The organism is Lentisphaera araneosa HTCC2155, from assembly GCF_000170755.1.
Taxonomy (GTDB): domain Bacteria; phylum Verrucomicrobiota; class Lentisphaeria; order Lentisphaerales; family Lentisphaeraceae; genus Lentisphaera; species Lentisphaera araneosa.
Genome location: NZ_ABCK01000041.1, coordinates 1 through 26,712 on the forward strand (window position 1 = coordinate 1; position 26,712 = coordinate 26,712).

At 41.4% G+C, this 26,712-nt stretch carries 24 protein-coding genes; 21 read left to right on the plus strand and 3 right to left on the minus strand.

From position 1 onward, the window contains the following. Positions 1 to 126 precede the first annotated feature (126 nt). Positions 127 to 1,353 (minus strand): putative porin, encoded by a 1,227-nt coding sequence (locus LNTAR_RS23180; RefSeq protein ID WP_007281216.1) that lies wholly within the window; start codon positions 1,351 to 1,353, stop codon positions 127 to 129. A gap of 77 nt (positions 1,354 to 1,430) precedes the next feature. On the opposite strand from LNTAR_RS23180, the gene LNTAR_RS23185 reads away from it, so the two are divergent. Next, the gene (locus LNTAR_RS23185; RefSeq protein ID WP_040915681.1) at positions 1,431 to 2,264 is read left to right on the plus strand and encodes a type II secretion system protein; all 834 of its coding nucleotides are present in this window, start codon (positions 1,431 to 1,433) and stop codon (positions 2,262 to 2,264) included. On the opposite strand, the gene LNTAR_RS23190 is transcribed toward LNTAR_RS23185, so the two are convergent. Both LNTAR_RS23190 and LNTAR_RS23195 read right to left on the minus strand, forming a co-directional pair. Continuing rightward, positions 2,265 to 3,263 carry a hypothetical protein gene (locus LNTAR_RS23190; RefSeq protein ID WP_007281218.1) on the minus strand — a complete coding sequence of 333 codons (999 nt, stop codon included), beginning with the start codon at positions 3,261 to 3,263 and terminating at the stop codon, positions 2,265 to 2,267. After that, the gene (locus LNTAR_RS23195) at positions 3,260 to 3,820 is read right to left on the minus strand and encodes a Maf family protein (protein ID WP_007281219.1); all 561 of its coding nucleotides are present in this window, start codon (positions 3,818 to 3,820) and stop codon (positions 3,260 to 3,262) included. Before LNTAR_RS23195 ends, LNTAR_RS23190 begins: the two co-directional genes overlap by 4 nt. Before the next feature lie 235 nt (positions 3,821 to 4,055). On the opposite strand from LNTAR_RS23195, the gene pdhA reads away from it, so the two are divergent. From pdhA to LNTAR_RS23295, 20 genes are all read left to right on the plus strand, one after another. After that, complete coding sequence (gene pdhA / locus LNTAR_RS23200; protein WP_007281220.1) at positions 4,056 to 5,018, plus strand: pyruvate dehydrogenase (acetyl-transferring) E1 component subunit alpha; 963 nt, start codon at positions 4,056 to 4,058, stop codon at positions 5,016 to 5,018. An 8-nt stretch (positions 5,019 to 5,026) separates the two neighbouring features. Then, on the plus strand, positions 5,027 to 6,004 hold the full coding sequence (locus tag LNTAR_RS23205) for a pyruvate dehydrogenase complex E1 component subunit beta (protein ID WP_007281221.1): 978 nt from the start codon (positions 5,027 to 5,029) through the stop codon (positions 6,002 to 6,004). 9 nt (positions 6,005 to 6,013) lie between these two features. Next, the gene (locus tag LNTAR_RS23210; protein WP_007281222.1) at positions 6,014 to 7,342 is read left to right on the plus strand and encodes a dihydrolipoamide acetyltransferase family protein; all 1,329 of its coding nucleotides are present in this window, start codon (positions 6,014 to 6,016) and stop codon (positions 7,340 to 7,342) included. Positions 7,343 to 7,352: 10 nt separating this feature from the next. Beyond that, positions 7,353 to 8,753: a dihydrolipoyl dehydrogenase gene (gene lpdA / locus LNTAR_RS23215; protein ID WP_007281223.1), complete on the plus strand. Its 1,401-nt coding sequence runs from the start codon at positions 7,353 to 7,355 to the stop codon at positions 8,751 to 8,753. Positions 8,754 to 8,878: 125 nt separating this feature from the next. Beyond that, positions 8,879 to 9,118, plus strand: a complete 240-nt coding sequence (locus LNTAR_RS23220; protein ID WP_007281224.1) for a type II toxin-antitoxin system Phd/YefM family antitoxin — start codon at positions 8,879 to 8,881, stop codon at positions 9,116 to 9,118. A gap of 34 nt (positions 9,119 to 9,152) precedes the next feature. Beyond that, on the plus strand, positions 9,153 to 9,494 hold the full coding sequence (locus LNTAR_RS23225; RefSeq protein WP_238527796.1) for a type II toxin-antitoxin system VapC family toxin: 342 nt from the start codon (positions 9,153 to 9,155) through the stop codon (positions 9,492 to 9,494). A 109-nt stretch (positions 9,495 to 9,603) separates the two neighbouring features. Then, on the plus strand, positions 9,604 to 10,557 hold the full coding sequence (locus LNTAR_RS23230; RefSeq protein ID WP_157473825.1) for a hypothetical protein: 954 nt from the start codon (positions 9,604 to 9,606) through the stop codon (positions 10,555 to 10,557). Continuing rightward, on the plus strand, positions 10,554 to 12,404 hold the full coding sequence (locus LNTAR_RS23235; RefSeq protein ID WP_007281227.1) for an SPFH domain-containing protein: 1,851 nt from the start codon (positions 10,554 to 10,556) through the stop codon (positions 12,402 to 12,404). The genes LNTAR_RS23230 and LNTAR_RS23235 overlap by 4 nt, the downstream gene beginning before the upstream one ends. Positions 12,405 to 12,409: 5 nt before the next feature. After that, positions 12,410 to 13,297: a protease modulator HflC gene (gene hflC / locus LNTAR_RS23240; protein ID WP_007281228.1), complete on the plus strand. Its 888-nt coding sequence runs from the start codon at positions 12,410 to 12,412 to the stop codon at positions 13,295 to 13,297. Beyond that, positions 13,297 to 14,313, plus strand: coding sequence for a protease modulator HflK (gene hflK, locus LNTAR_RS23245; protein WP_007281229.1), 1,017 nt, complete (start codon positions 13,297 to 13,299; stop codon positions 14,311 to 14,313). Before hflC ends, hflK begins: the two co-directional genes overlap by 1 nt. Beyond that, positions 14,313 to 16,214, plus strand: a complete 1,902-nt coding sequence (locus LNTAR_RS23250) for a heavy metal translocating P-type ATPase (protein WP_007281230.1) — start codon at positions 14,313 to 14,315, stop codon at positions 16,212 to 16,214. The genes hflK and LNTAR_RS23250 overlap by 1 nt, the downstream gene beginning before the upstream one ends. Then, positions 16,204 to 18,024: an ATP-binding cassette domain-containing protein gene (locus LNTAR_RS26330; RefSeq protein WP_007281231.1), complete on the plus strand. Its 1,821-nt coding sequence runs from the start codon at positions 16,204 to 16,206 to the stop codon at positions 18,022 to 18,024. Before LNTAR_RS23250 ends, LNTAR_RS26330 begins: the two co-directional genes overlap by 11 nt. After that, positions 18,021 to 19,346, plus strand: coding sequence for an ABC transporter permease (locus LNTAR_RS23260; RefSeq protein ID WP_007281232.1), 1,326 nt, complete (start codon positions 18,021 to 18,023; stop codon positions 19,344 to 19,346). Before LNTAR_RS26330 ends, LNTAR_RS23260 begins: the two co-directional genes overlap by 4 nt. Then, positions 19,347 to 20,915 carry a hypothetical protein gene (locus tag LNTAR_RS23265; RefSeq protein WP_007281233.1) on the plus strand — a complete coding sequence of 523 codons (1,569 nt, stop codon included), beginning with the start codon at positions 19,347 to 19,349 and terminating at the stop codon, positions 20,913 to 20,915. Positions 20,916 to 20,991: 76 nt separating this feature from the next. Further along, positions 20,992 to 22,896, plus strand: coding sequence for an O-antigen ligase family protein (locus LNTAR_RS23270; protein WP_007281234.1), 1,905 nt, complete (start codon positions 20,992 to 20,994; stop codon positions 22,894 to 22,896). Between the two features lie 383 nt (positions 22,897 to 23,279). Continuing rightward, positions 23,280 to 23,576, plus strand: a complete 297-nt coding sequence (locus tag LNTAR_RS23275) for a DUF6788 family protein (protein ID WP_007278945.1) — start codon at positions 23,280 to 23,282, stop codon at positions 23,574 to 23,576. Positions 23,577 to 23,678: 102 nt separating this feature from the next. Beyond that, positions 23,679 to 24,932, plus strand: a complete 1,254-nt coding sequence (locus LNTAR_RS23280; protein ID WP_157473827.1) for an IS4 family transposase — start codon at positions 23,679 to 23,681, stop codon at positions 24,930 to 24,932. 448 nt (positions 24,933 to 25,380) lie between these two features. Next, positions 25,381 to 25,569 carry a hypothetical protein gene (locus LNTAR_RS23285; RefSeq protein WP_007281236.1) on the plus strand — a complete coding sequence of 63 codons (189 nt, stop codon included), beginning with the start codon at positions 25,381 to 25,383 and terminating at the stop codon, positions 25,567 to 25,569. Then, positions 25,556 to 25,819, plus strand: a complete 264-nt coding sequence (locus LNTAR_RS23290) for a type II toxin-antitoxin system RelE family toxin (protein WP_007281237.1) — start codon at positions 25,556 to 25,558, stop codon at positions 25,817 to 25,819. Before LNTAR_RS23285 ends, LNTAR_RS23290 begins: the two co-directional genes overlap by 14 nt. Positions 25,820 to 26,508: 689 nt before the next feature. Beyond that, on the plus strand, positions 26,509 to 26,712 hold a 204-nt coding region (locus tag LNTAR_RS23295; RefSeq protein ID WP_007281239.1), incomplete at its 3' end, for a type II secretion system protein.

Below are 26,712 nucleotides of genomic sequence, written 5' to 3' on the forward strand. Positions count from 1 at the left end.
CTAAAGCTGTTTCGGAGATCGCAAAAGAAAGTGCGGTGACCACAAAAGACTTTTACCGTTTGTGAATAAAAAAAAGCCTCCGCTCAATGAGCGGAGGCTTCCCTAAATCAAACTAGATTACAAATTTTAGAATTTGTAAACGAGGTCAGCTTGGATGAGTTCTTCAGAAACGTCACCATTGATCTCTTCTGTGTCGTAGTACTTAACACCAGCAGTCATGTTCTTAGTGATTTTGTATTTAGCACCAAGAACTAAACCTTCACGACCTGCGCCGCCTTTGAAGTCAGAGTCCATAATGATAGAAGGAACTGCGTTCTCTTCCATTGAACGCCACTCAGCACCAAAGGAAAAAGCTCCAATTCCAGCTTTTGCACCAATCATGTAAGCTGTATCTTCATCATCAGCTTCAGTATTGATTGAGTATTGAGCGTAAGGAGTGATTTTAACACCATCAAGCTTGATGTACATTTCAGCAAGAAGGTCGAAGAGCATAACTTCATCAAGAACGTTACCATCTTCATCAACACCATCCCAGCCACCGTTTCTATCGGCACCATCAATATTTTGATAGCTGTAAACAGCACCCGCAACTTTGAACATGTCAGATTTTACACCAACTTGTGCAGCGTAGAGAGAAGTATCTGATTCTTTTTCATCATCATGCGTTTGAACTGTGAATCCACCAACAGTTGCAAATAACATACCCATATCAACTTGGTAAGCTACACCAGTAGGACGGTAGTCACCATCGAAGAAAGCTTTAGTCGTGAAGAATGGGTTCTTCATTTTACCAAGAATGAGTGTTTGCTTACCATCGCTGAGATCCCAGCTGTGCTTTGCGTAAGCGTAATCTAAACGAAGATCGCCTGAGTCCCAAGGATTATTAGTACCCTTGCTATTTTCGCTACTACCATATGTATGGTTCGTAGAGCTACCGTCAGAACCACCAGTAGCTATACCAATACCAATATCCCATCCATCAGAAGTTTTCCACTCGGCACCAATACGTACACGCTCACGGAAACGATCGCGCTTCTCATCGCCTTTATCTTCAGTCTGGTAACGGAGTCTCAAATCACCTTTAATTTTAAGGCCTTCAACGTGACTACTTAAAGAAAGAAGTGAAGATTGCTTGCTAACTTCAGACTTGATTTCATCTTTAATATATTTGTGAATAGCTTCGTTATGAACAGACTCAACATCTTTAATTTGCTGGCGCATAGCCTGCATCTCTTGTTGTTGCTTAACATAAGCATTCTTGAGCTCTTCTAATTGAGCAGAAACATCGTCAGCCGCTGTGGCTGAAAGGGCTGCAGTCATAAGAGAAGCAGCAACGATCTTTTTTACTAACATAATAGTATTACCTTGTTTTTGTTTACGTTTGTACAGATGCACAATTTGTTTGTGTACATGGTGATTTTAGAACTATCATGTTTAGACTTCTTTGGGCTTTTGTTAAACCTTTGTTAAGTTTGCGATTTAAGCATAAAAAAGCTTGCTATGAGTTATGTACATCCGCTTTATTCTATAAGGAAATGGATTATGGAAAGGATAAATATGCTATGCGCAAATATTTTACACTTATAGAATTGATGACGACGATGACTGTCATATCAATCATTGCATCAATGATTTTACCTAGTTTCAATCGAGGACGACAGCAAGCTCTTAAAAGCTCATGTAAAAACAATTTAAAGAATATTAGTTTGGTGAACAGTATCTACACGGATGACCATAATGGTTTGGTCATACCTGCTGACTTTGGCAATACTAATGAAGGCAAACTCCATCATTGGGCCAACTATATTACTTTCATGGATATAAGCGAAAACATTCTCAAATGTCCGGCACTCGATGACGATGAGCATTTTGATCCCGCAGGGCATGACCCCCAAACGGGCAACATATATACTGAAGCTGCCTACATTATGAATATCATCCCCAGCGATGGCTGGAATTCATCACCCATCAGCATCGATGGCATGGGCTGGTGCTACGACTCTGAAACCCCCATTAATATCAATGACGTCACTCGTCCTTCTAACACTATTTATATAAGCGATGTCATTGCGGAGCTCAGTAGCTCCCATATTGGAATTAACTCATTCTCCAAAACAGATTGGGGAGAATTACTGCTACCACCCCTTGGTGATGTTCGCAGAGTAGGAATCCATCATCTAGACAATTATAACGCCACCTTCGGTGATGGCAGCGTGAGAACACTCAAACAATCACATCCAGAACAATGGAATACTCGACAGTAGTTATTTGGGAGATACTCCCTTAGAGTAAAATTGACGATAAACGGTCATCCCCGTCATCAAACGATGAGGATAATCCCAATAAAAATAGTCCTGTCCTTTTTTATAAGGCCATCGCTTAGATCGCTTAATGGGACTTTCTCCAAAGCGGAATAAACTTTCCTGAGGAACCACATGAATCAACTTCTCTGACAAAAGCTGATGACGCTTGGCAAAGTCATGCGGCATGGAGGGCAATAAGATCTCAGCTTTCTTAATATCATCTGCCAGATACGGGTGATCTTGCCAAATTTCGGCAGCTTTTTCTTCTGTCAGATCATTCCAATGAAAGTCAACTAAAAACTTCTCATAGAGTGGATCAATTAAATAATCCCTTCCTTTGTATCTAACCTGACATATCGTGTGCTTCGAGATCCCCGTGTCTTCTTCTATAAAGTATACGATGTAGACGTCTGCGCCTAATTGATACGCCAACTCAGTCATCACCCAACTTTGCCGATCACACACCCCAAAACCGCGCTGCCATATTTGTATTGGGAATGCAGCTCGATCAGGACCTTCACCTTTGGCTGCTACTTGAGTATTGACAAGATCATAAAGTTTACGAATTGGATCCTCTCCTTCTTTCAAGCTCGCTTTCATCTTCTCGACTTGCCTCTTAAATAAGAGGCTCTGCATCCAATAAAAATAGTCGAGCTCGGTGAATTTTGAGTCTTCATAGAAATCATCTTTTAAATCAAACTCATTAAATAAAGCTTTATAAGTTTTATCTTTCACAGTAAAATCAGGACCTAAATCCAATGAATTAACTAAAGCCAATGCTTCCTTGTGACGTCCTAACAAAACATATTCATAAAACTTTTGTAATTTTACGCTCTCTTCATCAGTACTCTGATTACTTGAAGGTTCTTGGGCCACAACTTGCTGATTTTTCTGCACCTCTTGTTTACAAGAAACAAAAACCAAGCAAAGCCCTAATAAAATATACAACATCCCTCTCATTTGATAAACTCCTGTAAATGCCTTTTAAATTCTAAAATAGGGAGGCCCATTATGTTCTCGTACTCGCCATCAAATGACTCTATAATCAAATCACCATGCTCATTAATGTTATACCCACCAGCTTTATCCAAGGGATTAACCTTTGCATAGTATTCGTCGACGACTGATTCATCAAAGTCTTTGAATTTCACTTTACTCACACCAACAAACTGTTTGGTTTGGCTTCCTAAACAAATACAGACGGCCGTGTAAACCTGATGTGCTTTTCCCGATAAATCTAGCAAGCGCACCTTTGCTTGATCAATAGACTTTGGTTTCCCAAGCAGTTGACCATTAAAACAAACCACCGTATCAGCTGCGACAACAATTTTATCTTTGTACGTCTGAGCAATTTTTTGTGCTTTAAGCTGGGCATTATAAGCTGCCGTTTGCACAGCTTCTCCATCGGCACGCTCATCCACATCCGCACTGATGACTTCTATAGCAAATCCAGCTTCTTTTAAAATTTCTGCTCTTCTTGGCGATGCGGAAGCGAGGATTATTTGTTCACTAATCATTTAAGTATCCTTAAGAAATCAAAACTATTAAAGAATTTGAGTAAATTGTACATAAAATTCAAAATATTTCGGTACAAAATTGTAAAAGCCGTCAATTCATTTACATAAAGGGATGCGGGAATTGAAATTCATTAAACTCAGAGTATATAAGATGCTGTAAAATAGGTTTATGTCTAGCTTCATGCAGTGTCATAAATAACTAAAAGCTTTTTTAATAATAGTAATAGGGTCAAATATGAAAAATATTGGCAAGGAAAAAGCCCTTCAGATGCTCGAACAGATGATTCGTGTGCGTCGTTTTGAAGAAGGCTGCCTTAAATCCTACCAACAGAAATTTATTACGGGTTTCTGTCACACATATATCGGTCAAGAAGCCGTTGCAGTAGGTGCCATGGCGCACCTCACACCTACAGATGCATATGTAACATCTTATCGCTGTCACGCACAAGGCCTCATCGGTGGTTTAACTTCGAGAGAAGTTATGGCCGAAATGTTTGGTAAAATAACGGGTTGCGTTCGCGGTAAAGGTGGTTCAATGCACGTTTTCTCAAAGAAGAATAACTACCTCGGTGGTCACGGTATCGTTGGCGGTCAAATCCCCATCGGCTTGGGTGCTGCGTTCGCATTAAAATATGAAGAGAAAGAAGGCGTCGCACTCACTTTCTTTGGCGATGGCGCTTCAATGCAGGGTACTTTCCACGAAAGCCTCAACCTCGCATCACTATGGGACGTTCCGGTCATCTTTATCTGTGAAAACAATCAATACGGCATGGGCACATCCAACGATCGTGCTTTAGCCAATCCGCAAGTTTCTGACTTTGCTGCAGCCTACAAAATGAAAGGCTATGAAGTGGACGGTATGAATCTCGAAGCTTCTTATAAGGCTTTTGGTGAAATTATTGCTGATTGCAAAAAGAATAGTCGTCCAGCCCTAGTGAATGTTACGACTTACCGCTACCAAGGACACTCCGTCTCTGACGCCGGTCTCTACCGCACAAAAGACGAAGTCAAATGCTGGAAAGAGAAAGACCCCATCAATAGTTTCTATAAATCCATGGAAGAGCAAGGCTGGATCGATGAAGAAGGCTACAAAGCCCTCGACAAAGAGATGAAAGCTGAAGTTAAAGACGCTCTCGATTTCGCCAAAGAATCTCCTTGGCCTCCAATGGATGAACTCACAAACCATGTATACGCGTGAGGTAACAAATGCCAATTACTGAATTTAGACAAGCCTTAAATCAGGCTCTTGAAGAAGAAATGATCCGTGATGAAAAAGTTTACATCATGGGTGAAGAAGTTGCCGAATACAATGGCGCATACAAAGTAACAAAAGGCCTGCTCGACAAGTTTGGCGAGAAGCGCGTTCGTGACACGCCAATTACCGAAGCTGGTTTCACTGGCCTAGGTATAGGCTCGGCAATGATGGGCCTCCGTCCCGTCATCGAATACATGAGCTGGAACTTTTCACTTGTTGCAATTGACCAAATCATCTCAAATGCGGCAAAAATGTACTACATGACTGGCGGTCAGTTTTCTGTACCAATCGTGATGCGCGGTGCTTCTGGTGCGGCGGCTCAAGTATCTTGTCAGCACTCACATAACCTCGAAAGTTTCTATGCACATATCCCAGGCCTCATTGTCATGGCGCCTTCAACTCCCTATGATGCAAAAGGCTTACTCAAGGCGGCAATCCGCAACGATAATCCAGTTATCTTCCTTGAAAACGAAATGCTTTATGGCAACATGGGTGAAGTTCCTGAAGAGGAATACCTCATCGAAATCGGCAAAGGTGACATCAAACGTGAAGGTACTGATGTAACAATCTGTGCTCACTTACGCCAAGTTGGTTTTGCACTTGAAGCAGCTGACATCTTAGCCAAAGAAGGTATCAGTGCAGAAGTGGTAGATCCACGTACAATCAAGCCATTAGATATTGATCTTATTGCTAACTCAGTCCGCAAGACAAAACGTCTTGTTGTTGCCGAAGAAGGCCACAAGTTCTGTGGATTTGGCTCAGAAGTCTCTTCGCTCATTCACGAAATGTGCTTCGACGACCTAGATCACCCCGTCATTCGAGTAAGCCAGGGTGAGAACCCACTGCCTTACGCGAAAAATATTGAAGCAGCTTCACTACCCGATGTCCAAGACATTGTTGCCGCTGCAAAAAAATCACTTTATAAATAGGAGTAAGACATGTCCACTATCATGATTACCCTCCCTAGCTTAAGCCCTACTATGACAGAAGGTACCATTGCAGAATGGAAAGTTAAGCCAGGCGACGAAATCGAATCTGGTCAGGTAATTGCGAGTATCGCAACTGACAAATCTACTGTTGACTACGAATCTCTCGAAGAAGGTTTTCTTCGTGAAATCATCCTCGAAGCTGGCGGTGCGGGCCCCGTAGGCAAAGTTATTGCTGTCTTCACTGAAGAAGCTGACGAAGACTACAAAGAAGAACTCGAAGCCGCTCTCGCTGAAGAATCAGTTCCAGAGCCAGAAGAAGAAGCCAGCGAAGAAAGCTCAGATGACGCTCCTACGGCCTCTGCTCCAAAAGCCCCTGTTAGTGGTGGTGCCGTAACAGCAACAATCGTTCCTGTTTCTGCCCCCCCGGCCGACGTCCCTGGCCTTGGCTCACTCAGCCCATCAGCACAAGACATCAAAGTGTCTCCCGCTGCACGCAAATTAGCTGAAGCTAAACGCATCAATCTTGCTGCAGTCAAACCTGCAACGACGGGTGATCGCATCGTGCTTAACGATATCGAAACGCTTCCAAACGGCTACGGTGCTTCCGAAGCTCAAAGCGGATCAGGCTTAGTTGGCTACGTCAACCGTGCAAGTGAATCACTCACTGATATCCCAATGACTCAAATGCGCCAAGCTATTGCTAACCGCATGGTACAAGCATCTGCTGGTGTCCCAGTCATCTATCTCACTACAAAAATTGAGATGGACCGGCTCATGGACCTCCGCGCACAAATCAACTCTATGGAAGGCGTTCGCATTTCAATCAATGACTTCATTGTCAAGGCTTGCGGTCTCTCACTTGCTAAGTTCCCTGCCATGAACGGCGCTTTCCAAGGCGACAAAATCGTTCAATTTAACGATGTCGACATTTCAGTTGCCGTATCTATTCCAGATGGCTTGATCACACCAATCGTACGCTCTGCTGATAGCAAGGGCCTTGCTTCAATCTCGAAAGATGTCAAATCTCTTGTTGGTAAAGCGCGTTCAAACTCTCTGAGCCCAGAAGAGTACCAAGGTGGATCTTTCACTATTTCAAACCTCGGCATGTTCGGTGCGGTTGACAGCTTCACAGCCATCCTCAACCCACCACAATCAGCTATCTTAGCTGTCGCTGGAACTCAAGAAGAGCTCAAACTCGTCAACGGTGAAGTTAAATCAGCGAAAGTTTGTAAAATGACCATCACTTGCGATCACCGCGTCATCGATGGTGCACTTGCAGCTGAGTTCATGAACGCCTTGAAAGATTACCTCGAAACCCCAGCTAAACTCATCGTTTAAGGAGATCCAAATGTCTGAAAAATTTGACGTAGTTATCATCGGTGCAGGACCTGGCGGTTATGTAGCTGCAATTAAAGCTGGCCAAGCCGGTCTTAAAGTTGCTTGTATCGACAAAGCTGAACTCGGCGGAATCTGCTTAAACTGGGGCTGCATCCCAACTAAAGCCTTTTTAAAGTCTGCTGAAGTTCTCCAATCCATGAAACATGCAGGCGACTACGGTCTCTCATGCACTAATGCAAAAGCGAGCCTTGAGGCTATCGTAAAACGCTCACGCGGCGTTTCTAGCACTATGGTAAGTGGCATTGAATTTCTTTTCAAGAAAAATAAAGTCACTCACATCCAAGGCACTGCAGAAATTATTGCCTCCAACCTCGTCCAAGTCACTGACGAAGAAGGTTCACGCCATATCGAAACTGACAAAGTTATCGTTTCAACGGGTGCATCACCGGTAAAAATCCCAATCTTCCCAGTCGACGGCGAAAACATCATCACTTACCGCCAAGCTCTCGAGCAAACTAAGCAGCCTAAAAAGATGCTTGTTATCGGCGCTGGTGCGATTGGTGTTGAATTCTCTTATTTCTTTAATGCCATCGGCACAGAAATTCACTTAGTAGAGATGGCTGACCAACTCCTCCCCGTAGAAGATGCGGATAGCGCAAAAGTTCTCGAAGCTGAATTCAAAAAACAAGGTATTAACGCCTACACCAAAACCAAGACTAAATCGGTTGAAGTTATCAAGAAAGGCAAAATCAAAGCCATTCTCGAAGACGCTAAAGGCAAAGAGACTGAACTCGAAGTTGACCGCGTACTCGTAGCCGTCGGCATGAGTGCCAACACTCAAGGAATTGGCCTTGAAGCTGCTGGTGTTAAACTCGACGAGCGTGGCAACATTCTCGTTAACGAGTTCCAACAAACGTCTAACGAAAACATTTATGCAATCGGCGACTGTGCTGGTCGTCAAATGTTGGCTCACAAAGCTTCTGCCGAAGGCGAAGTTGCTGTTGACCACATTGCTGGCAAAGCAAAGCATGGCGTTGACTACGGCCAAATTCCTGGCTGCACTTACTGTCAACCACAAGTCGCTGGCGTTGGCCTCACTGAGAAAGCTGCTAAAGCCGCTGGTAAAGAGATCAAAATTGGTCGCTTCCCCTTCACTGCTTCAGGTAAAGCTCATGGCGTTGGCCACCCAGAAGGTCTCGTTAAGCTTATCTTTGAAGCTGGCTCAGATCAATTACTTGGTGCTCACATCGTCGGCTATGATGCTACAGAGATGATTGCCGAGCTCGGCCTTGCGATGAAGCTCGAAGCTACTTGGGAAGAAATTGCCCATACAGTTCACGCTCACCCAACGCTTTCCGAAGCAGTTATGGAATGCGCCATGGACTCACAAGGCAAAGCCATCCACATCTAGACTTAATACAGCCTCAAAAAAAGCCTCTCCTCACCGAGAGGCTTTTTTATGTTGCATCGACATAATTTGCTTGAACCGCTAAGAAGTTATATACTTAGCTAAGTTAATAAGCTAAGCAAAGCGATATGAATGTAAATATACACGAAGCAAAAACTCAAATATCAAAGCTACTCAAGCTTTGCGAACAAAGTGAAGAAATTATAATTGCTAGAAAAGGCGAACCCGTAGCAAAACTTAGCTCTCTAAAAAACAATAGATCACTAGGATTTTTCCAATGTGATGTAAATATGAACAATTTCGATGACCCTATTCTCGGCATGGAAGACTATCTTATTGCTGAAGACAACAATGAACATACTCCTTGACACCCATGCTTTTATTTGCTTTAGCTCAAATCAAATGGACAAATTAAGCCAAAAAGCCATTTCATCCTTCTTAGGTATAAATAATGAAATTTTTCTTAGTAAAGCAAGCATATGGGAAATGGCTATTAAAATTAACATCGGAAAAATACGCCTATCGAAGTCAGTCGAGTCGCTTATCTCTACAGCCGTAAAGAATAATATTAAAATTCTCAATACAGAACTCAAGCATATCCTCAATTATCAAAAGCTAAAGCTACATCACAACGATCCATTTGACCGATTAATCATCTCTTCCGCCTACTCAGAACAAATGAAAATCATCTCCTGTGATGAAAAATTCTCACTATATGAGGAAATAGTCGATATCATCTGGTGATTTTTTCTGTTAAGATTTCTTAAAGAAAGCTCTTTTGCCTATTGAAGCCATACACAAAACCAATTATAATACGCGAATCAAAATTAAACTGAAACGCAAGTCAAATTTCATGCACCTTCAAAGACAAATTAAATCAGTTGCCTTCAACTCAGTTAAAAACGCTGCCGCGGATCCTCTTTGCCTAGTCCTGCAAATAAGCTCACTGCTCATTTTAGCGGCTTTAGCAAATATCCCTTCAACTAGCCCCAATGAACACGTTCGTTTTATTCGTGACCAATCTTTGAGTTTCATGTTAATTGCGGGTTGTTTAGGAGCTCTTTTCGCCAGTATCAAAACTGTGACAGACGATTTCCAACGTGGTGCAGGCGATATCATGATGAGCCGCCCCATATCACCCAGCACTCTGCTTGTCGGAAAATTCCTAGGCTTATTTCTATCCCAAGGCCTTTTCTACATCTCGCTCGCCATTGCCTATCTATTTCTAAGTGAAATTGCTGCCGATGACCACGACCTCATGTTTGGTGGACTCGCTCTCTACGTTATATCCGTTATAGCAGGCCCCATTTTCGCGGCAATTCGTCAAGCATTTTTCAACAAAAGCTTCCCCTTATGCGCTGCCTTAGCTACCCCAATCTGTATGGCTCTTGGTTTACTTATTCGCCTGCCCTTCACAGAACTCAAATACTTTGACTTTATTGGCTTACCCGCTGTCCTCATGGTTTTTTTAGCAATCATAGCATTCTTAGGAATCCTACTCCCCGTAGCTGTACGCTTCGACACCCCCATAGTCTTAAGCTTTGGAGCCTTAATTTTCTTCCTAGGCTTATTCAGTAACTATGCTGTTGCGACCTTAATTGGTAACAACACTTTCTCAACCCTCATTTTAAGCATCTTGCCAAATTGGCAAAGCTACTGGATTCTTGACCAAATCGCTCTAAACGGCTCAGTTTCCAGCTCATACATGCTCTCATGCGCTTTACAATCCTTACTTTTATGTGGATTGTATCTCTGCCTTGCAATTACTATCCTCGAAAAACGTGAGCTTAACGGAAATATTTCATGACCTATAAACGTCAACAGAAACTCGCCATCCTATCTACAATTGCTTGCTTTTTTATGGCAGCAGTATTTGGCCTTCTTATCACTAAACTCCCTGAATCTGCCCATGGGCACATACTTCAAGCAGGCATAGCCCTGCTTGCTTCAGCCTTCATTTCTCTCTTATCCTATTTTCATGCTGGCTCATGCCAAAAAGCCTTAGTCGAAAAACAAGATATGGAAGATCGCCCGCCTGAAGAAAATATTTTCGGTGATGATGAAGGCCTCACTTTAACTCCAGGACAAAATAACCTTGAGTCCTTTAGAAAAATAATCATCCCCACTTTTCTCATTGCCATTTCTGCTCTTGAATTTGCCACCGCAATCTCTTTCTTTAACTTAAGTATCCCCGAAAACCTCAAACTACCAGAACAGGGCTCCAACCCTTTCCTCCTCTGTAGTTTTATTTTATTTGGTATCACTTTTATTTTTTTCGCCACTGGCAAGTATTTTTCTGGCCTAGCTTTTGGAGAAAACCTCAGCCTATTACGTCCCGCTTGTGGCCGCCTATTATACTGTTCGTTTATCTCTCTAATCGCAGGGATAAGTTCCTTACTTGCCAACTATGGCCACTTCCAGTGGATTGACATTAGTAGTCGCTTTATTGCTTCACTCGCCATCATACTTGCCAGTGAAAGAATCTTACTTTGGATCCTCGACCTCTATCGTCCGCGAGAAGCTAACGAAGGCGAAGCCCTCGTTTATGAAAGTCGATTACTTTCCATCTTCAGTCGTCCTAGTGGCTTTATTGGCAATCTTTCTGATGTCTTGGAGTACCAATTTGGCTTTCGTATTTCAGAACAGATTATCAAAAAATTTGTTTTTCGAATTCTCACTCCTTTTGCTTGCTTACAAGTCATCCTGCTCATCGTCTTCTCTTCCATAACTTATATTGCTCCCGGTTACAAAGCTATACTCAGTGGCTCTGGCACAAGCAGCACATTAGAGCCCGGCCTCCACATCACTCCCCCTTACCCCTTTTCTCAAATAACTCGTGTCGAAACTTCTCGTCTCAGACAAATCAACTTCACCATGGGAAAAGACATACGTACTGAACAAGAAAAAGAAAAACGCCCTTTCCTAGATACTAAATCTTGGATCAATACCGATTATCAATCCAGCCTATTTTTAACTGGGACTGGTACTGGATCGCGCAACGCCGAAATCACCGTCTTTAATGCTCAAATCAATTACCAAGTCAAGTCCGACGAAATCGCACTTTGGGCAGCTCACGAGAATCCCGAACAACAACTTGTTGCCTTAGCTAGAAATACACTAACTTTTGAATTAATGCGCTCCAACTTTACAAATCTCTACCAAATCCCTCGCAGCGAACTAGAAAACATATTATTAAAATCACTGACTCAAGCTCTAGAAAAATATCAGCTTAATATCGGCGTAAAGCTTGAAAGTATCGATATCTTAAACTTCCAGCCACACCCTGCAATTGCTGAAGCCTGGAATGAGAAACTAGCTGCAGTAGAATTCTCAAAATTAACTCTAGACAAAGCCGGAACCTACGCTAAAACAACTGAATTTGATGCCCTTAGTGCTCGTAGTACCATAGAGAACGAATCGAGTGCTGATTATTACATGAATAGTGAACTGACTAAAGCTGATCGCGATATTTTTGAAACCCGATTAAAAGCCTTTAAAGAATACAAAGAACTCTACACTCAATTTGCTCTGATTGAAATCCTAAGCAAACACTTAAGCAGCGTTCGCAAAGTGGTCTTTACCACCGAGCAAGAAAAAATAGCTGAACTCGATTTAAAAAGACCACAACCCAATATCCTCGATATTACGGAGTAAAAAATATGGAAAACAAAAGCTCAAAAACACCTCTTATCTTATGTATCATAATCTGCCTTATCATGCTAACGGCCATGTGTTCCTACACTGTAGGACAAAGCCAAGCTGTGGTCCTCACCTCATTGGGCAAACAAAGTGTTGAATTAAGACCTGGACTTCATTTCAAACTTCCTTGGCCAATTTCCAAAGCAGAAAAAATCAATACTAAGAGACAAATCTTCAATGGTTCGGCACGAGATATCCCTACAAGTGACAACATACTGCTATCCTCACAAATATCGGCGAGTTGGAGAATCACTGACCCCTTAAAATTCCGCAACTCTCTTGGCACACTTACCGATGCTCAAAGCAACCTCAAATCGATTATCGAAACATCACAAGAAACTATTTTGAGGTCAAAAAGCAGAGATCAACTCTTTTCAACGGAAGGCATGACCACGACTGAAAAGGATTTACTTGAAGACTTAAATGATAGAATTCAAAATAGCTATGGAATAAGCTTTGATTTTGTTGGAATCACAAGTTTCAGTGTCCCCGCGGCCAATTCCGAAACCATTCTTTCACGCATGAAAGAAGAGCGCATCAAAGAAGCGTCCATCATTCGCTCTGAAGCCGAATCAACAGCCCAAATCATGCGTAACGAAGCAGACTCCAAGAAAGCCAAAATCCTCGCCGAAGCCGAAGCCGAAGCTCGTCGCAAACGTGGCACTAGTTTAGTAACTATTATTGAGCAGTACGAAAACCATCTTGAATATAGCGACTTTATTCTTTTCCTCAAAAAGCTCGATGCCCTTGGGGAAGTCTCCCGCTACGACACCACCCTCTTCCTCGACCCTAAAACACCTATTTACGATGTTTTACAGCCTCAAAACAATACTAGCGACAAGAAATAATGTCAGAAGATAAACCAAAAAAAGGCGGCCTCAATTCTTTGCAGGATGCTTTGCGAACAACTTTTGTTTTCATTCGTATTGTCATGTTCCTCTTAGTCATTGCTTTTGTTTTTAGTGGAGTTAGAACTATTGAAAAAAATGAAAAAGCCGTTGTCCTACAATTTGGCAAATTAAAATCAACTTTTGATAGTAACTCTCGCTTTGTTTTTGCCTGGCCCTATCCATTCGACTCGGTCATAAGCATCAAGACCTCAAGCTCAAGAAGCTTAAAGTCCCTTCGCTTTACTCCGAAGGAAAATCCTGGTGACAAAATCATCAAAACGGTCGCCAACACCTCACTTATTCCTGGCGAAGATGGTTACCTCATTACCGCAGACCTCAACCTACTACATTGTGAATCAACCCTTCGCTATACAATTGCTGATCTTCCCAAATACCTTTTTGATAGTCAAGATTTTGAAAAACTCTTACTGCAATTGGTCGACAGTTCCCTTCTTCAATCAGTTGCGGAACGCAATATTGACAAGGCAAGGAATCAAAAAGAAATTACTCAAGCTACTCTTTCCCGACTCAACAAACGTATAACTGACCTGCAACTGGGCATCGAAGTCCTATCAATAGAGTTAAAGATTTCATTTCCTGCACAAATCAGAGAAGAGACTATTGCCGTGAGTCAAGCGTCAAATGAAGCCGCTAGGCTCCAAAGTGAAGCGGAACTCTACGCCAGAAAAACACTCAATGAAGCTGAAAGTTCTGCTGCAAAAGTCCTTACCCAAGCGGATATAGATACGACCGATTTACGTGCACGCTCAGAAGCTTTGATGAAAACCTTTCTTTCACTCAAAGGCCTTTATGATAAAGCTCCCAACATGACACAAGAACTTTTACTCAGAGAAAAAATGGCCTCCATCCTTCCTGACTTAGAAGCTGTCTATCTTACTAACCCCGATAACACTCAACTCAGACTCGCAATGCCTCGTCGTCCACTTCAGAAAAAAGGGGAGATCAAGAAATAATGGCTACTTCAGAAAAAAACTCTTATCGCTATCTTCTATGGGCAGGAGCTGGACTACTCTTCATCATCAATGCTCAAGTTTTCCGATACCTCATGAATGATCAATTATTTCTTTGCTCACTTAGTGGACTCATCGCCACTATCATCATGCTCATCCCCCTTGTGAGTACCGTGATCAAAGACTTCAAAGCTGGCGAACGAAAAATGCATGAACTCGCCATTATTGCGGTTCTCGCAAGTTGTGTTGGATCTCAGGATTTTACCACTCCGGCAGCCATTGCCTTCTTCCTCTTAATTTCCTTAGTAATCGAAAACAAAACTGCCTCAGGTGTCAAAACATCTCTAGAAAAACTCGCTCGCCTCGTACCAGGCAAAGCTATTCTTCTTGATACTGAAGGGAAAATCACTGAAGTCGACCCTTCTGATTTGAAAAAAGACGATATTGTCCGTGTCCCGCCAGGTGAAAACATCCTTGCAGATGGTGAAATTATTAAAGGTAAGAGCTCGATCAACGAGGCAAATATTTCGGGTGAATCACTGCCTATTGATAAACAGGAAGGTGATTCAGTATTTGCCGGTACGGTCAATATCAATGGTCTTCTCGAAGTACGCGTCAGCCGAGCGGGTAAAGACACCACTATCGGAAAAGTTCGCGAACTCATTTTAAATGCCGAAAAAACTAAACTCCCCTTCGTTCGTATGATCGATGACTACGTACGTTATTATGTACCCATTGTGCTGACGGCTACTGCCCTGATCCTTTATTTTAATCCTACAGCGAGCGATACGCTAATGAGAGTCACGGCTGCTTTAGTTATTGCCTGTCCAGTGGCACTTATTCTGGCCACTCCCACTGCGATTGTCGCTTCTTTATCCGCAGCTGCAAGATCAGGAATTCTGATTAAAGACGTCAATCATATTGAATCCATGGCACGTGCCGATGCCTTTATGTTTGATAAAACGGGTACTTTAACTTCTGGCACGCTCTCTGTTGAGCTCGTTTCACCACTGCAAGAAGATAATGAAATAACCTTGATTAAAGCGGCTGCCATTGCAGAATCATCCAGCTCGCACCCCGTTGCCCGTGCCGTACGTACTTTTGCCGAAGATGCGGGCTTTGAAGATGTTCAGCCCGATGACCTTCACGAAGAACCTGGACGCGGTGTTCGTGCTCAATGGGACAATCACACGATCTTAGCAGGTAATTTGAAGTGGATGGAAGATAATGGTATTAACACTGAATATTTCGAAAGTGCCATGAACGAGATCGCCCTCAGTATGAGTTTACTCTACATCGCTATTGATGGTATACCTGTGGGCTGGCTAGGTTTATCTGACTCGATCCGTCCTGATTCCGCCGACACCCTCAATGACTTAAAAGATTGCGGCATTCGCTACTTAGGTATTGTATCGGGCGACCGCCAATCTGTAGTTGATGCCGTCGGCGCAAAACTCACCCTCAATGGTCGCAATGGTGCATGCTCTCCCGAAGATAAAGTTAAACATTTACGCGCGCTAAAAGATAAAGGTTATCATGTTGTCTTCGTCGGTGACGGTGTAAACGATGGCCCCGCCCTTGCCACGGCTGACATTGGTATTGCTATGGGTGCAGCAGGTAGTGATATTGCCGTTGAATCAGCTTCAATTGCTCTCATGCACAACAACCTCAATCGCTTACCTTTCCTAACGCAACTTTCTCGCGCCATGCGCTCAGTCGTTTTACAAAATCTCATCCTTGGTATTTTCATTATCTTAGGTGGCATGATCCTCGCTGCCATGGGTATGCTTCAACCCGTCATTGCCGCCGCATTCCAGGTCATTGGCTCGCTCGCCGTCGTAATGAATTCTGCTCGCCTCGTTCGCCAAGGAGAAAACTTATCTGGAGAAAGCCATGAGTCATGATAAATTTCTAATCAAAGGTGCAGGCCTACAAAAAACTTTCAAAGATTTTTGGGGTCGCCCCAAAGTTAAAGCCATTCAAAATATTGATATTACCGTGCCTAAGGGCAGTATCTTTGGCCTTCTAGGCCCCAATGGTGCCGGTAAATCAACCCTGCTCAAAATCATTCTCGGCCACCTCTACCCCACCGCTGGCCGTATTCAGGTATTAGGCAAGGATCCGCGCGATGTCAGCATTAAACAAAAAATGGGTTACTTACCTGAGCGCTCCTACCTCTATAAAAATCTAACGGCTACTGAGACCCTACATTACTTTGGTGAAATCTTAGGCTTAGATAAAAAACAAATCAAATCCCGTACGGAACAACTTCTCGAGATGGTTGGTCTCAAGAATGCAATTCATCGTCAAGTAGGACAATTTTCTCACGGCATGACGCGCCGCATGGGCTTAGCTCAAGCTTTACTCAATGACCCCGAATTACTGATTCTCGACGAACCTACTGCCGGCCTTGACCCCCTTGGTTGCCGCGAAGTTAAAGACCTCATCATTACTCTCGGTCAACGTGGCAAAACCGTTCTTTTAACCAGCCACTTACTTGCTGATGTGGAAGATGTTGCTGACGACCTCCTCGTCATCTATGGTGGCACCGTACAATCAGGCGGCAAAGCGAACCAGCTTCTTCAAGACCAAGATAAAACTCGTCTCGAATTCCCTAACGTTAGTCAAGCCACCATGCAAAAGGCCCTGGCTTCATTAAAGTTAGAGCTCCCAAGTTCAAGCATTAATATCACTTCTCCAAATCAAAGCTTAGAAGATTACTTTATCAACATTGTCCAAAAATCTACTGCCAAAGGCTCCTCTAATTCGGGTGCCGCAGCTGGCTCTGGTGTCGCTGATTATCTCAAGGATGAAAAGAATTTGGAGGATACAAGAGTCAGGGAACAGGAGTCAGGTAATAAAAAAGAAATTGAACCACAGATTTCACAGATCAACACAGATGAAAAGACAATTTTAAATGATGTTAATCAAGAACAAAATCTAATAAAAGATTCCGAACCACAGAAAACACATAAGAGCACGGAAAACCATTCAGAATTAAACATTCAAAATTCAAAATTAGAATCCCCTGGGAACGCCGAATTTCAGTCGGCTTCTACTTCAGATATAAATAAAAAAGAAGTTGAACCACGAAACACACAGAAAAACACAGATGAAAAGACAATTTTAAATGAAAAACAAAAAGAAACAGGTCAGCAATCAGTAGACAAAAGCTCTGGGAACGCGGACGGCTCGTACGCAAGCAATTCAAAATTAGAATCCCCTGGGAACGCCGAATTTCAGTCGGCTTCTACTTCAGATATAAAGAAAAAAGACCCTGAACCACGAAACACACAGAAAAACACAGATGAAAAGACAATTTTAAATGAGAAACAAAAAGAAACAGGTCAGCAATCAGTAGACAAAAGCTCTGGGAACGCGGACGGCTCGTCCGCAACAAATTCAAAATTAGAATCCCCTGGGAACGCCGAATTTCAGTCGGCTTCTACTTCAGATATAAATAAAAAAGACCCTGAACCACGGAACACACTGAAAAGCACAGAAGTAAGAACCAGGAACCAGGAAGCTGGATCAGAGCAAGACCTAAGCGAAGCGCAACCTAAGCCAAGCGCAGCCCAAGCGAAGCGCAGCCCAAGCAAAGCGCCAGCCGAACCACAAGCGGCTCTACCCCCCGTCCCAAAATTAGGCCTCAGTGAAAATGAAGCCAAGTCGATTAAAGTGGGCAAAATCAATAAAGTTATTCATCGTTCATGAACAAGACTCTTACAGTTGCACGACTCTCATTCAAACTTTTATTAAGACAAGGAAGTTTAAAGGGTTTACCTCTGATTATCATTGCCTTGTGTGCCTTCACTTTTTTTAGTGCCACTGATGATAGCGGAATTTTATTTGATGAACTCAAACTAAAAACTTTGTACTCATTTTCTATTTCCTATACTTTTTTAAGTGTGGCGGTCATTGCACTCACCTGCTTCACCATCAGACGCCAAATTGATTCGAGAAATATTTATCAACTTTGCTCCTTACCCCTTTCACGATTTAATATTTGGCTTGGGCAAGCTTTAGCACTTTTTACGGCGAGTTTATTACTACTCGTCTGCTTATACGCCACTCTTCTTAGTTCTATTTACATCTTCCAAAAGTCATTTTCTCTCGAAGAACGTAATTCACTGTATAACACAATCTCCTCCCCTGAAAAACAAGTAAAGCCCATTCTCCTAAGCGACTATGATTTAATAATCAAAACTGTTCAGGAAAAAGGCGGCAAACTCCAAGCTGGCATGCCTCCCGAGATCTGGGATGCCATTCATCTTGAAGTCATTAGAGAAGCACAAACTTTGGAGAGCCAAGAATCAAAAACTTATGAATTCGATCTCGGCCAACGCCCAAGCACAGAATTCTTCACTTTTCATTTTCGACCCTTTTTTCTAGGCGAAAATGCAGATTTCAAATTTGATATCCTACCCGATTTAAATGCCCCCCCAAATTATTCAATGATGGATAAAACTACTCAAGCCAGAAAAACTTTTCTACAAATGCCGAGTTCTGCGATTCCCAGTGATGGTCGTATTTTTATCAAAATTACCAATTTGCATAGTGGCTCTGTGAGTATTCAACGCAATAGCGGGATTTATTGCTCCTTCACGTCTTCAACTGTAAATGTGAACTTAATCAAAGCCTTTTTTTCCCACTCACTTCATTTAGCTATATTTGTTATTTTGGGCATGACTTGCGCTACGGCTTTGACCTTTGCGACTGCTAGCTTTGCAAGTTTCTCTCTTTTCCTGCTCTCACTTTCTTATGGTTTTTTTCAGGGCATTGCCAAAGACATGCTCTTCATGTACGAACCTCCCTTCAGTAAAATTTTTGCGTCAAAAACTATTGAAAGTTTATTGTGGATTGTTAAAGGACTGCAAGCACCTCCCGTAATTGAAAATTTCTCTCAATCAAGACTAATTGAGTCTAACCAAGTTTTTGGTCTTTGGCTACCCTCAGCCTTGGTCTATGGGCTTATCATCAGCGCTTTAGGCGTCTATCTTTTCAATAAAAAAGAACTTTCTTTACTCGAGGTCTAGATGAAGATTATATTTTCCATCATTTTGATTTTAGGATTATTTTTTAATCAAGAAGGAATCCAAAAACAACAAGACGATTCTCAAATGATTGTCCTCAATGAAGATCTTCCCCCCTCAATTGCGGTCACTAGTATTGCTCTAGGCCCCTTAAAAGGCATGGTTTCCGCAGGGCTCATGTGGCGAGCTATTGATAAAGAAGATAAAAAAGAATATATGGAATCCTACCAACTTTCAAAAATGATCACCGCTTTACAACCCCGTTATTCCTCTGCTTGGGTACAACAGGCTTTCACACTCTCATTTAATATAGCCGCCTATCACAAACGCCCCGAGGAGCGTTGGCAATGGATCATGAGGGGCATTGAAATACTTAGAGATGAAGGCTTAACTTACAATCCCAATGATGCGGACATCCGCCATGAGATCATGCGCACCATTAAAGATAAAATCCAAGGAACGGATAAAGATTCTTTATTCATGAAAAATGAATGGACGAAAGTCATGCTCGAGTACTTTGATGATGGCAGTCCCGAAGAACTTGAACGTTTGCGCAAAGCCGCAAAAACTTTAGAAGAACTTAAAACTAGACCCTATATAAATGAACTTGCTGAAGTCGCACTTTCTAACGGCATAGATCTCTATGACTTCAAAAGCAGTCCACCCCAACTTGACCCTAATTATGTGGGCTATTTATTTGGAGGGCGCTTCCCCAATGACAAGCAATTCCCCCTTGTAAAAACAGCAGTCATCAATCTTTATTTTTTTCATCGACGTCAAAAAATTGAAAGAGATTTAAAGTTTTCAATTGAGCGCATGATCGAAATCAATCAAGAACTAGGTCCCTTTGACTGGCGTTCACATATTGCTACCGCCCTCTATTGGGGTTATGAGGAGAACTTTGAAGATTATGATACAAAAGCAAAATTAGATTACACGCCCATGACTGTCGCTTTAATGCTGGACAACTTTTATGAGGGCAAACTTTACTACAACAAAGAATATGACGTCTTCACTCGCAGCCCCAATATTGCTGCACTGGCTAGAATACACCGCTATTATGATGCCTTACTTGAATTTGAGCAATCTCGACGTAACCACAAGTCTCATGAATATTTTTTACAAAGAGCCATAACCATCTGCTATAACATGAATCAGTCTGAAGCTGCCCGTGAACTTTTTTTTCACTATAAAGAGAACAATTATAATGGCAGTGAGGAAAAAGATATAACTTTCAATGAATTTATCCTAGGCGCCATGGTGAGTACACTCAAATCTAACACCTTTAAAGAAAATAAAGCCCTCATCGAGAGTGTCCTAATCTCTAGTATTCGCAATGCTGAGGCAGGAAATTTTGAAATGAGCCAAGGCTTACGTAATCGTGCCATGCTCATGTACCGCGTCCATCAAAAGGAATGGGGTAAAACCTCACAGAAACTTCCGAAATTTCAATTTTTAGAAAAATCTGCCAAACTCAGTCTTGCCGGAAATGATGAGAGTCGACTCGAACGCATGGAAAAATCACTTTCAGAAGCCATAAAATCTAAACGTAAAAAAATTGCCACACATTAGGGTAATAATTTATTGAAAATTCTCTATCATAGAAAAAATCAACTCAGTAAGTGAATAAATTAAAGAAAGCATCCCTATGATGATAGAGAACAAAAATTCAAAATTCAAAATTCAAAATTCACCATTATTCCCCTCTCTCTTCTTAAGCTTCTTTTCCATACTGCTATTCCTTCAATTCCCACTAGCCCTATTTTTTCCATTTGGCTCTGTTCATGGAGATAAAGTTCATTCCTTTGAACTCTCCATTTCTTGCTCACTAGCAATTTTGAGTCTCGCCTATTTAATGCTCTATCCAATTAAGAGTAAAATATTTAACTTCATTCTAACTTCCTCCTTCCTACTGATTTGCCTTTCCTCATGGTTCAATGCTTCAACACTTTTAGATTCACTACATCTTTTTTCTTACTTCCTCTGCCCACTCGCTCTTGTATCCGCACTCCGACATTTACCTCATTTCCCTTTGTGGACCCCACTCAGTCTTTTGCTTTTCGTCAATGTTTTTGTCTGTTTTTTCTTTAATCAAAAAGTTGGCATACATGGCAATCAAAATTGGCTCAGTGCCGTGCCCGTCGTTTCGGCTATTTATTTAGTTCATTTTTGCCTAAGTCATAAACTATGTGAGTCAAATAACTTGCTCAATCGCCCTCTTGTAAAATGGGCGATTATTGTCACTATCTCTTTCATGGCTCTTGCTATCCTCACCAAAACACAAACCCGTGCACTCGTACCTGCATTAGCTCTTGTGATCTTTTATTATCTTTTATGCAAATTTCCCAAATACCGCCTTCATCTTTGTTTATTCGCCCTTGTAAGTATATTGATCGGATTCTTTATCTTCAAAGATAAACTTCACCGCCTTAGCCTCAAAGATATTCGCATCCCACTCCTCAAAGATACAGCTCTTATGATTAGCGACGCCCCTCTACTGGGTCATGGCCCAGGGCAATTCATCACAAAATTCACCAACTATCCCAGTGACATGCTCAACATTCGTTTACATAGTGCTCCGATCTATGAACATCCCCATAATGAATTATTTCACATGGCTAGCCAAGGGGGGATTTTATTGAGCCTACTTTTCATCGTCCTCATTACCCTTCCCCTTATTCAATCCTTCAAACAAAAGAAATTTTCACTCCCTTTAGCCCTTTATCTATTGCTCTTAACTCTTGGACTTCTAGACAAAACCCTTCATCACGGAGCCTCACTTTTACTTTTCTTGCTCTTTTTAGCTATGGCAATCAATGAATTCTACTCAACAGAATCCTCAAATAAACAAATTAACAAATGGCAAATAGGACTAAGTCTAATGATTCCTCTCCTATTTATTCTACCATTGATTAATCAAACTCGTGCATCTTGGCATTATAAACAAGCCGAAGAAAACTCCTCTACCCGCGATCCAAAAAAGTTAGCCCAAGCCCTCTCTCACCTCCAGCGTTCCCAGGAATTAAATCCCAATGAAATCAACTATTCATTTCAAACAGCTCGCTTACTCATTCATCTCAATCAACTCAAAGAGGCTTGGTCCATACTTGAACCCATCTCAGAGGCTTACCCCTATTACCACAATACCCTCCAAGAACAAGGAAAGCTTATGGAAAAACTTGCCTTGCAACAAAAAGATCAAGCGAGTAAACAGCATTTGTTAAAACAAGCCCTCCTCGCTTATGAAGCTAGCTGTAAAAACCGCCCTTGGGATTTACAGCGCTACCCTGCCCTCATTTCCTTGGCAGAAAAGATCAAACCTGACACAACCCAAGCCTTCAAAGAGCTCGCATTACAACGCTTTAAAGAAAAACATCAATTTCGCGATCAGTTCCAGACCTCTACTGACATACTTTGGCAAAACTACATTGAGGCCTCTATAAATAATGACCCTGACCAAATCGTACAGGCATTCAAGCACTTAACGGAAGGGCTAAAACTACCTAAAGATCCACGATGGCAAGAATTCTATTTGGATTCGCTTAAGGAATGAGGATACGGCATGTGGCCTGAGTTTACGCTTCGCTGAGTTGACGGTCTGTGACCTGAGTTTACGCTTCGCTGAGTGAACGGCCTGTGGCCTGATGTTACGACCTATGGCCTGAGTTAACGCACTTCGTGCTGAGTTATTTCTTAGTGTGGATTAGTGAAGATGAGTGATTAACTCTCTAACCAATTCGTTCAATTAGAATAATTCGCTGCTTCTATTCTTTTGCCCTTCATTCAAAATTCACCATTTAAAATCGTCCCCCCCCCTTCTAATGGGAGGGAACTTAAGGATTTTATCCCTCCCAATTATTCAGTAATAGAACTTTAATTTTATCATTTTTTGGCTATAATAGATATGTTTATAAACATATCTAATTGGATGTAGAAATGGAAAAGTTTGAGTTGTTAGAAAAGCTGAATGAATTAAAGACTGAGTTGATTAAATCACCGTACTGGGTGGCTGGTACGGTGATTGAAACTACGAGGAAGCAAAGTAAAAAAGAGAAGCCCTTTTACTACCTATCTCAAAGTATCAAAGGTAAAACCAAAACGACCTATATAGCTGCTCGCCATTTGGAGGTGTTTAAAAAAGCAGAGGCTGAAGGTGAACGAATTAAGCAACTAATGACTGAAATAAATCGTATCAATATCCTTTTGATAAAAAGCGAGGTGAGTGATGCTTAAAAGTAAAAAGTCGATTCAACTTGTGGAGAAGATCGAAAATATCTTTAGCGCTGAAGAACGGGCTATAGATACTACTAAAAAAGGGCGTTTTCTCGAACGCGTATTTTTACTGTAAAGGTATTATTAATCTCATTATTAGCCAATGCACAGTCAGGGTTCAAACTGGGGTATAAACAATTACTCGCTCAGCTATTTGAACTCAAACTTTTCCCTGGAAATACCATTCCAACTGACAAATCATTTAGTAAGGCTTGTGACAAACTTCCTTTTAAAGCCGTAACCACATTACTCTCAGAATCCCATAAACAGGAATTCGATAGTTCTGGTCGCAAGTACCATGGATTAAAGATAATTATTCCTGATGGCACTAAGATTTCACTACCACGAAGTACAAGCACACTTGAGCAGTATGGCCAAGCTTATGGACATTATCCACAATGTCTTGCGGTTGGTTTTTTCGAGCTCTCCACGGGAACATTTGATGATTTCAAAATAGCTTCAAGAGATTGCCCTGAACGAACTTTAGCATACGAGCATATGTTAGAGAATTCAGAGAAAAGTTTATACATGGCAGATGCAGGATATAACGGCATGGCGTTTATTGCCTTAGCAAAAGAGTTGGGCCACGAAGTTTTAATGCCGTTGAAAATGAGTCATCTAGCTCAGAAAATGAACGATTCTAAGAAACGATCTCTTGTTCACGAGATTAAACTCACTCGTTCACACCTTAAAAACTATCCAGATCATCAACATTTACTAGGAACAACTCTTAAAATTCGTCTTATCAGAACACTGGGAACGTCCAAACTTAAATCGCAGGTTTTAATCACGACCTTACTGGATGACGCCAAATTCTCATGGAAAGAACTCTCAGGTTTATACCGTCAGCGCTATCTTGTGGAAGTAGCCTACCGACACCTGAAAGTTAACCTTAATCTGGAGTCGATTCGGAAGCGAAAATTTTCAAGAATTAAAAAGTTTATGTATGCCGCCATTGCTTTATACAACCTAGCGGCGGTATTACGGAATCGAATTAAACTACCTGAGATATTGCCAGAGGATCACGGCACGAAGATGTACTGCTTTTCCTTTTGCTTAAACCGTATTTGCGTTTTTTGCCTCGCGATCCTTAATCCATTTAGAGGCTCGAAAAAAGCATTGGCGAATTGCTTAAGAGCAGTCAAAAGCTGTTGGTATATTTATAAACCATGGAGGTCTTCTCCTAGAATATGTAATACTCCACCTTCAAAATTCACTGTGCACAAAGGAAAAGTAAAATATAAAGAAATTGAAACTGCGCAATTCCTCAATGCTGAGTATCAAATATTAGGGGTTCAATATGGCCAGATTTCATGATGAAAAATCCTTAAGTTCCCTCCCATTACCCCCCCTTCCCTTCCTACATTCGTATAATTAGCAAAATTCGTTGTTCCCATTCTTTTGCCATTCATTCAAAATTAAAAATTTACCATTCAAAATTATCCCTTGCCTCCGTGTCATTCCGTGCCCTCCGTGGTCCAACCACTTTTTAGTCCCATAGTGTGCATTAGCGAATATTAGTGGTTTAATTCTTTTATTTTTCTTTCAATTCAAAATTAAAAATTTACCATTCAAAATTATCCATCTGCCCAATCCGCTCGATCCGTGGTTCCATCTCTTTCCTTCCTACATTTGTATAATTAGCAAAATTCGCTCTCCCCATTCTTTTGCCCTTCATTCACAATTGCCCTTAAGCCTCGCTTCTAAATAAACCTAAAAAATAAATTAAATAGACAAATAGTCAAAATTGATATATACTCTAAACATGAATACTGACGTACAATACATCACTGACAAAAAAGGTCGAAAGAAAAGTGTAATTCTTGATATTGATCAATATGAGAGAATCATGGAAGATCTTTCGGATCTAGCTACTGCTGCAGAAAGAAGCCAGGAAGACAGCATTCCGATGGAAGTATTTTTACAAGATCTAAAGAAAGATGGCATCATATAATATTTCGTGGAAGAAATCCACAAAAAAAGATCTAAAGAAAATACCTCAGCAAGAAGTTATCAAAATAATAAATGCTGTAATCGCCTTAAGTGATAATCCAAAACCATACGGGTCAACAAAATTAACTGGCAGTAGATTTACCCACAGGATTAGAGTTGGTAAATACAGAGTCATTTATGATATTCATGACGAAGAAATAAGAATTGAAGTTGTGAAAATTGGCCCTAGGGGAGATGTTTACAAACCTTAAGAGAAGTTTCACCTCAAAATGTCCGCAGTATAAGCCTAGAAACTATCAATCTTTAATTCGTGTCAATCCATGAAATTCGTGGGCAGCTAATTTGTATTTAAAAAATGCCTACCACAGATCGTACAGATAAAACAGATCATTTACTTTCATTCCTAAGTATGTTGCCCCATTCAAAATTAAACATTCAGCATTTAAAATTGCTTTAACCCATCTGTACTATCTGCTCAATCTGTGGTTCCGCCCTTCTTTTCCCATCCTCCTGCTTCCAGCTTCCTGCCTCCGTGGTTCAATTCCTTCCTTCTTTATTAGTCTCTTCATTCAAAATTATCCATCTGCCCAATCCGCACTTTCCCGTAGTTCCATCTTTTTCCTTCCTACATTCGTATAATTAGCAAAATTCGCTGTTTCCATTCTTTTGTCCTTCATTCAAAATTAAAAATTCACCATTTATAATTGCTATTACCCATCTGCCCAATCCGCTCGATCTGTGGTTCAATCCCTTCCTTCTTTATTAGTCTTTTCATTAAAAATTAAAAAATTAGAATTAAAAATTATCTCCCCTCCCTGCTCAAAACAAAGAAAAATGAACTTTTTTCAAAAAAAAATCATTTAGCCCCTTGCGGTGGGTCTTTTTTTTTCCTAGAATGAAAGTGTCCTAAATAAATCCAAAAAAAACAAGGAAATACAAAATGAATAAAAAATTCACTCTCATCGAACTCCTCGTTGTTGTTGCCATCATCGGTATTCTTGCAGCTATGATCCTCCCAGCTCTCGGTACTGCTCGTGATAAAGCACAACAAAAAACTTGTACGAATAACGTCAAGCAAGTTGGTACAGCTATGATCATGTACTTCTCCGATGGTTCCGAAACGCTCATGCCAGGTATGGTAACT

What these genes read in the sequence shown, in the direction of transcription:
- LNTAR_RS23190 (WP_007281218.1), bottom strand. Translation starts at nt 3,263, where the DNA reads ATGAGAGGGATGTTGTATATTTTATTAGGGCTTTGCTTGGTTTTTGTT.
- LNTAR_RS23275 (WP_007278945.1), top strand. Translation starts at nt 23,280, where the DNA reads ATGGAAAAGTTTGAGTTGTTAGAAAAGCTGAATGAATTAAAGACTGAG.
- LNTAR_RS23265 (WP_007281233.1), top strand. Translation starts at nt 19,347, where the DNA reads ATGAAGATTATATTTTCCATCATTTTGATTTTAGGATTATTTTTTAAT.
- LNTAR_RS23230 (WP_157473825.1), top strand. Translation starts at nt 9,604, where the DNA reads ATGCACCTTCAAAGACAAATTAAATCAGTTGCCTTCAACTCAGTTAAA.
- LNTAR_RS23210 (WP_007281222.1), top strand. Translation starts at nt 6,014, where the DNA reads ATGTCCACTATCATGATTACCCTCCCTAGCTTAAGCCCTACTATGACA.
- hflC (WP_007281228.1), top strand. Translation starts at nt 12,410, where the DNA reads ATGGAAAACAAAAGCTCAAAAACACCTCTTATCTTATGTATCATAATC.
- LNTAR_RS23220 (WP_007281224.1), top strand. Translation starts at nt 8,879, where the DNA reads ATGAATGTAAATATACACGAAGCAAAAACTCAAATATCAAAGCTACTC.
- LNTAR_RS23290 (WP_007281237.1), top strand. Translation starts at nt 25,556, where the DNA reads ATGGCATCATATAATATTTCGTGGAAGAAATCCACAAAAAAAGATCTA.
- hflK (WP_007281229.1), top strand. Translation starts at nt 13,297, where the DNA reads ATGTCAGAAGATAAACCAAAAAAAGGCGGCCTCAATTCTTTGCAGGAT.
- LNTAR_RS23225 (WP_238527796.1), top strand. Translation starts at nt 9,153, where the DNA reads ATGGACAAATTAAGCCAAAAAGCCATTTCATCCTTCTTAGGTATAAAT.
- LNTAR_RS23205 (WP_007281221.1), top strand. Translation starts at nt 5,027, where the DNA reads ATGCCAATTACTGAATTTAGACAAGCCTTAAATCAGGCTCTTGAAGAA.
- LNTAR_RS23195 (WP_007281219.1), bottom strand. Translation starts at nt 3,820, where the DNA reads ATGATTAGTGAACAAATAATCCTCGCTTCCGCATCGCCAAGAAGAGCA.
- LNTAR_RS23180 (WP_007281216.1), bottom strand. Translation starts at nt 1,353, where the DNA reads ATGTTAGTAAAAAAGATCGTTGCTGCTTCTCTTATGACTGCAGCCCTT.
- lpdA (WP_007281223.1), top strand. Translation starts at nt 7,353, where the DNA reads ATGTCTGAAAAATTTGACGTAGTTATCATCGGTGCAGGACCTGGCGGT.
- pdhA (WP_007281220.1), top strand. Translation starts at nt 4,056, where the DNA reads ATGAAAAATATTGGCAAGGAAAAAGCCCTTCAGATGCTCGAACAGATG.
- LNTAR_RS26330 (WP_007281231.1), top strand. Translation starts at nt 16,204, where the DNA reads ATGAGTCATGATAAATTTCTAATCAAAGGTGCAGGCCTACAAAAAACT.
- LNTAR_RS23260 (WP_007281232.1), top strand. Translation starts at nt 18,021, where the DNA reads ATGAACAAGACTCTTACAGTTGCACGACTCTCATTCAAACTTTTATTA.
- LNTAR_RS23235 (WP_007281227.1), top strand. Translation starts at nt 10,554, where the DNA reads ATGACCTATAAACGTCAACAGAAACTCGCCATCCTATCTACAATTGCT.
- LNTAR_RS23285 (WP_007281236.1), top strand. Translation starts at nt 25,381, where the DNA reads ATGAATACTGACGTACAATACATCACTGACAAAAAAGGTCGAAAGAAA.
- LNTAR_RS23250 (WP_007281230.1), top strand. Translation starts at nt 14,313, where the DNA reads ATGGCTACTTCAGAAAAAAACTCTTATCGCTATCTTCTATGGGCAGGA.
- LNTAR_RS23185 (WP_040915681.1), top strand. Translation starts at nt 1,431, where the DNA reads ATGTTTAGACTTCTTTGGGCTTTTGTTAAACCTTTGTTAAGTTTGCGA.
- LNTAR_RS23270 (WP_007281234.1), top strand. Translation starts at nt 20,992, where the DNA reads ATGATGATAGAGAACAAAAATTCAAAATTCAAAATTCAAAATTCACCA.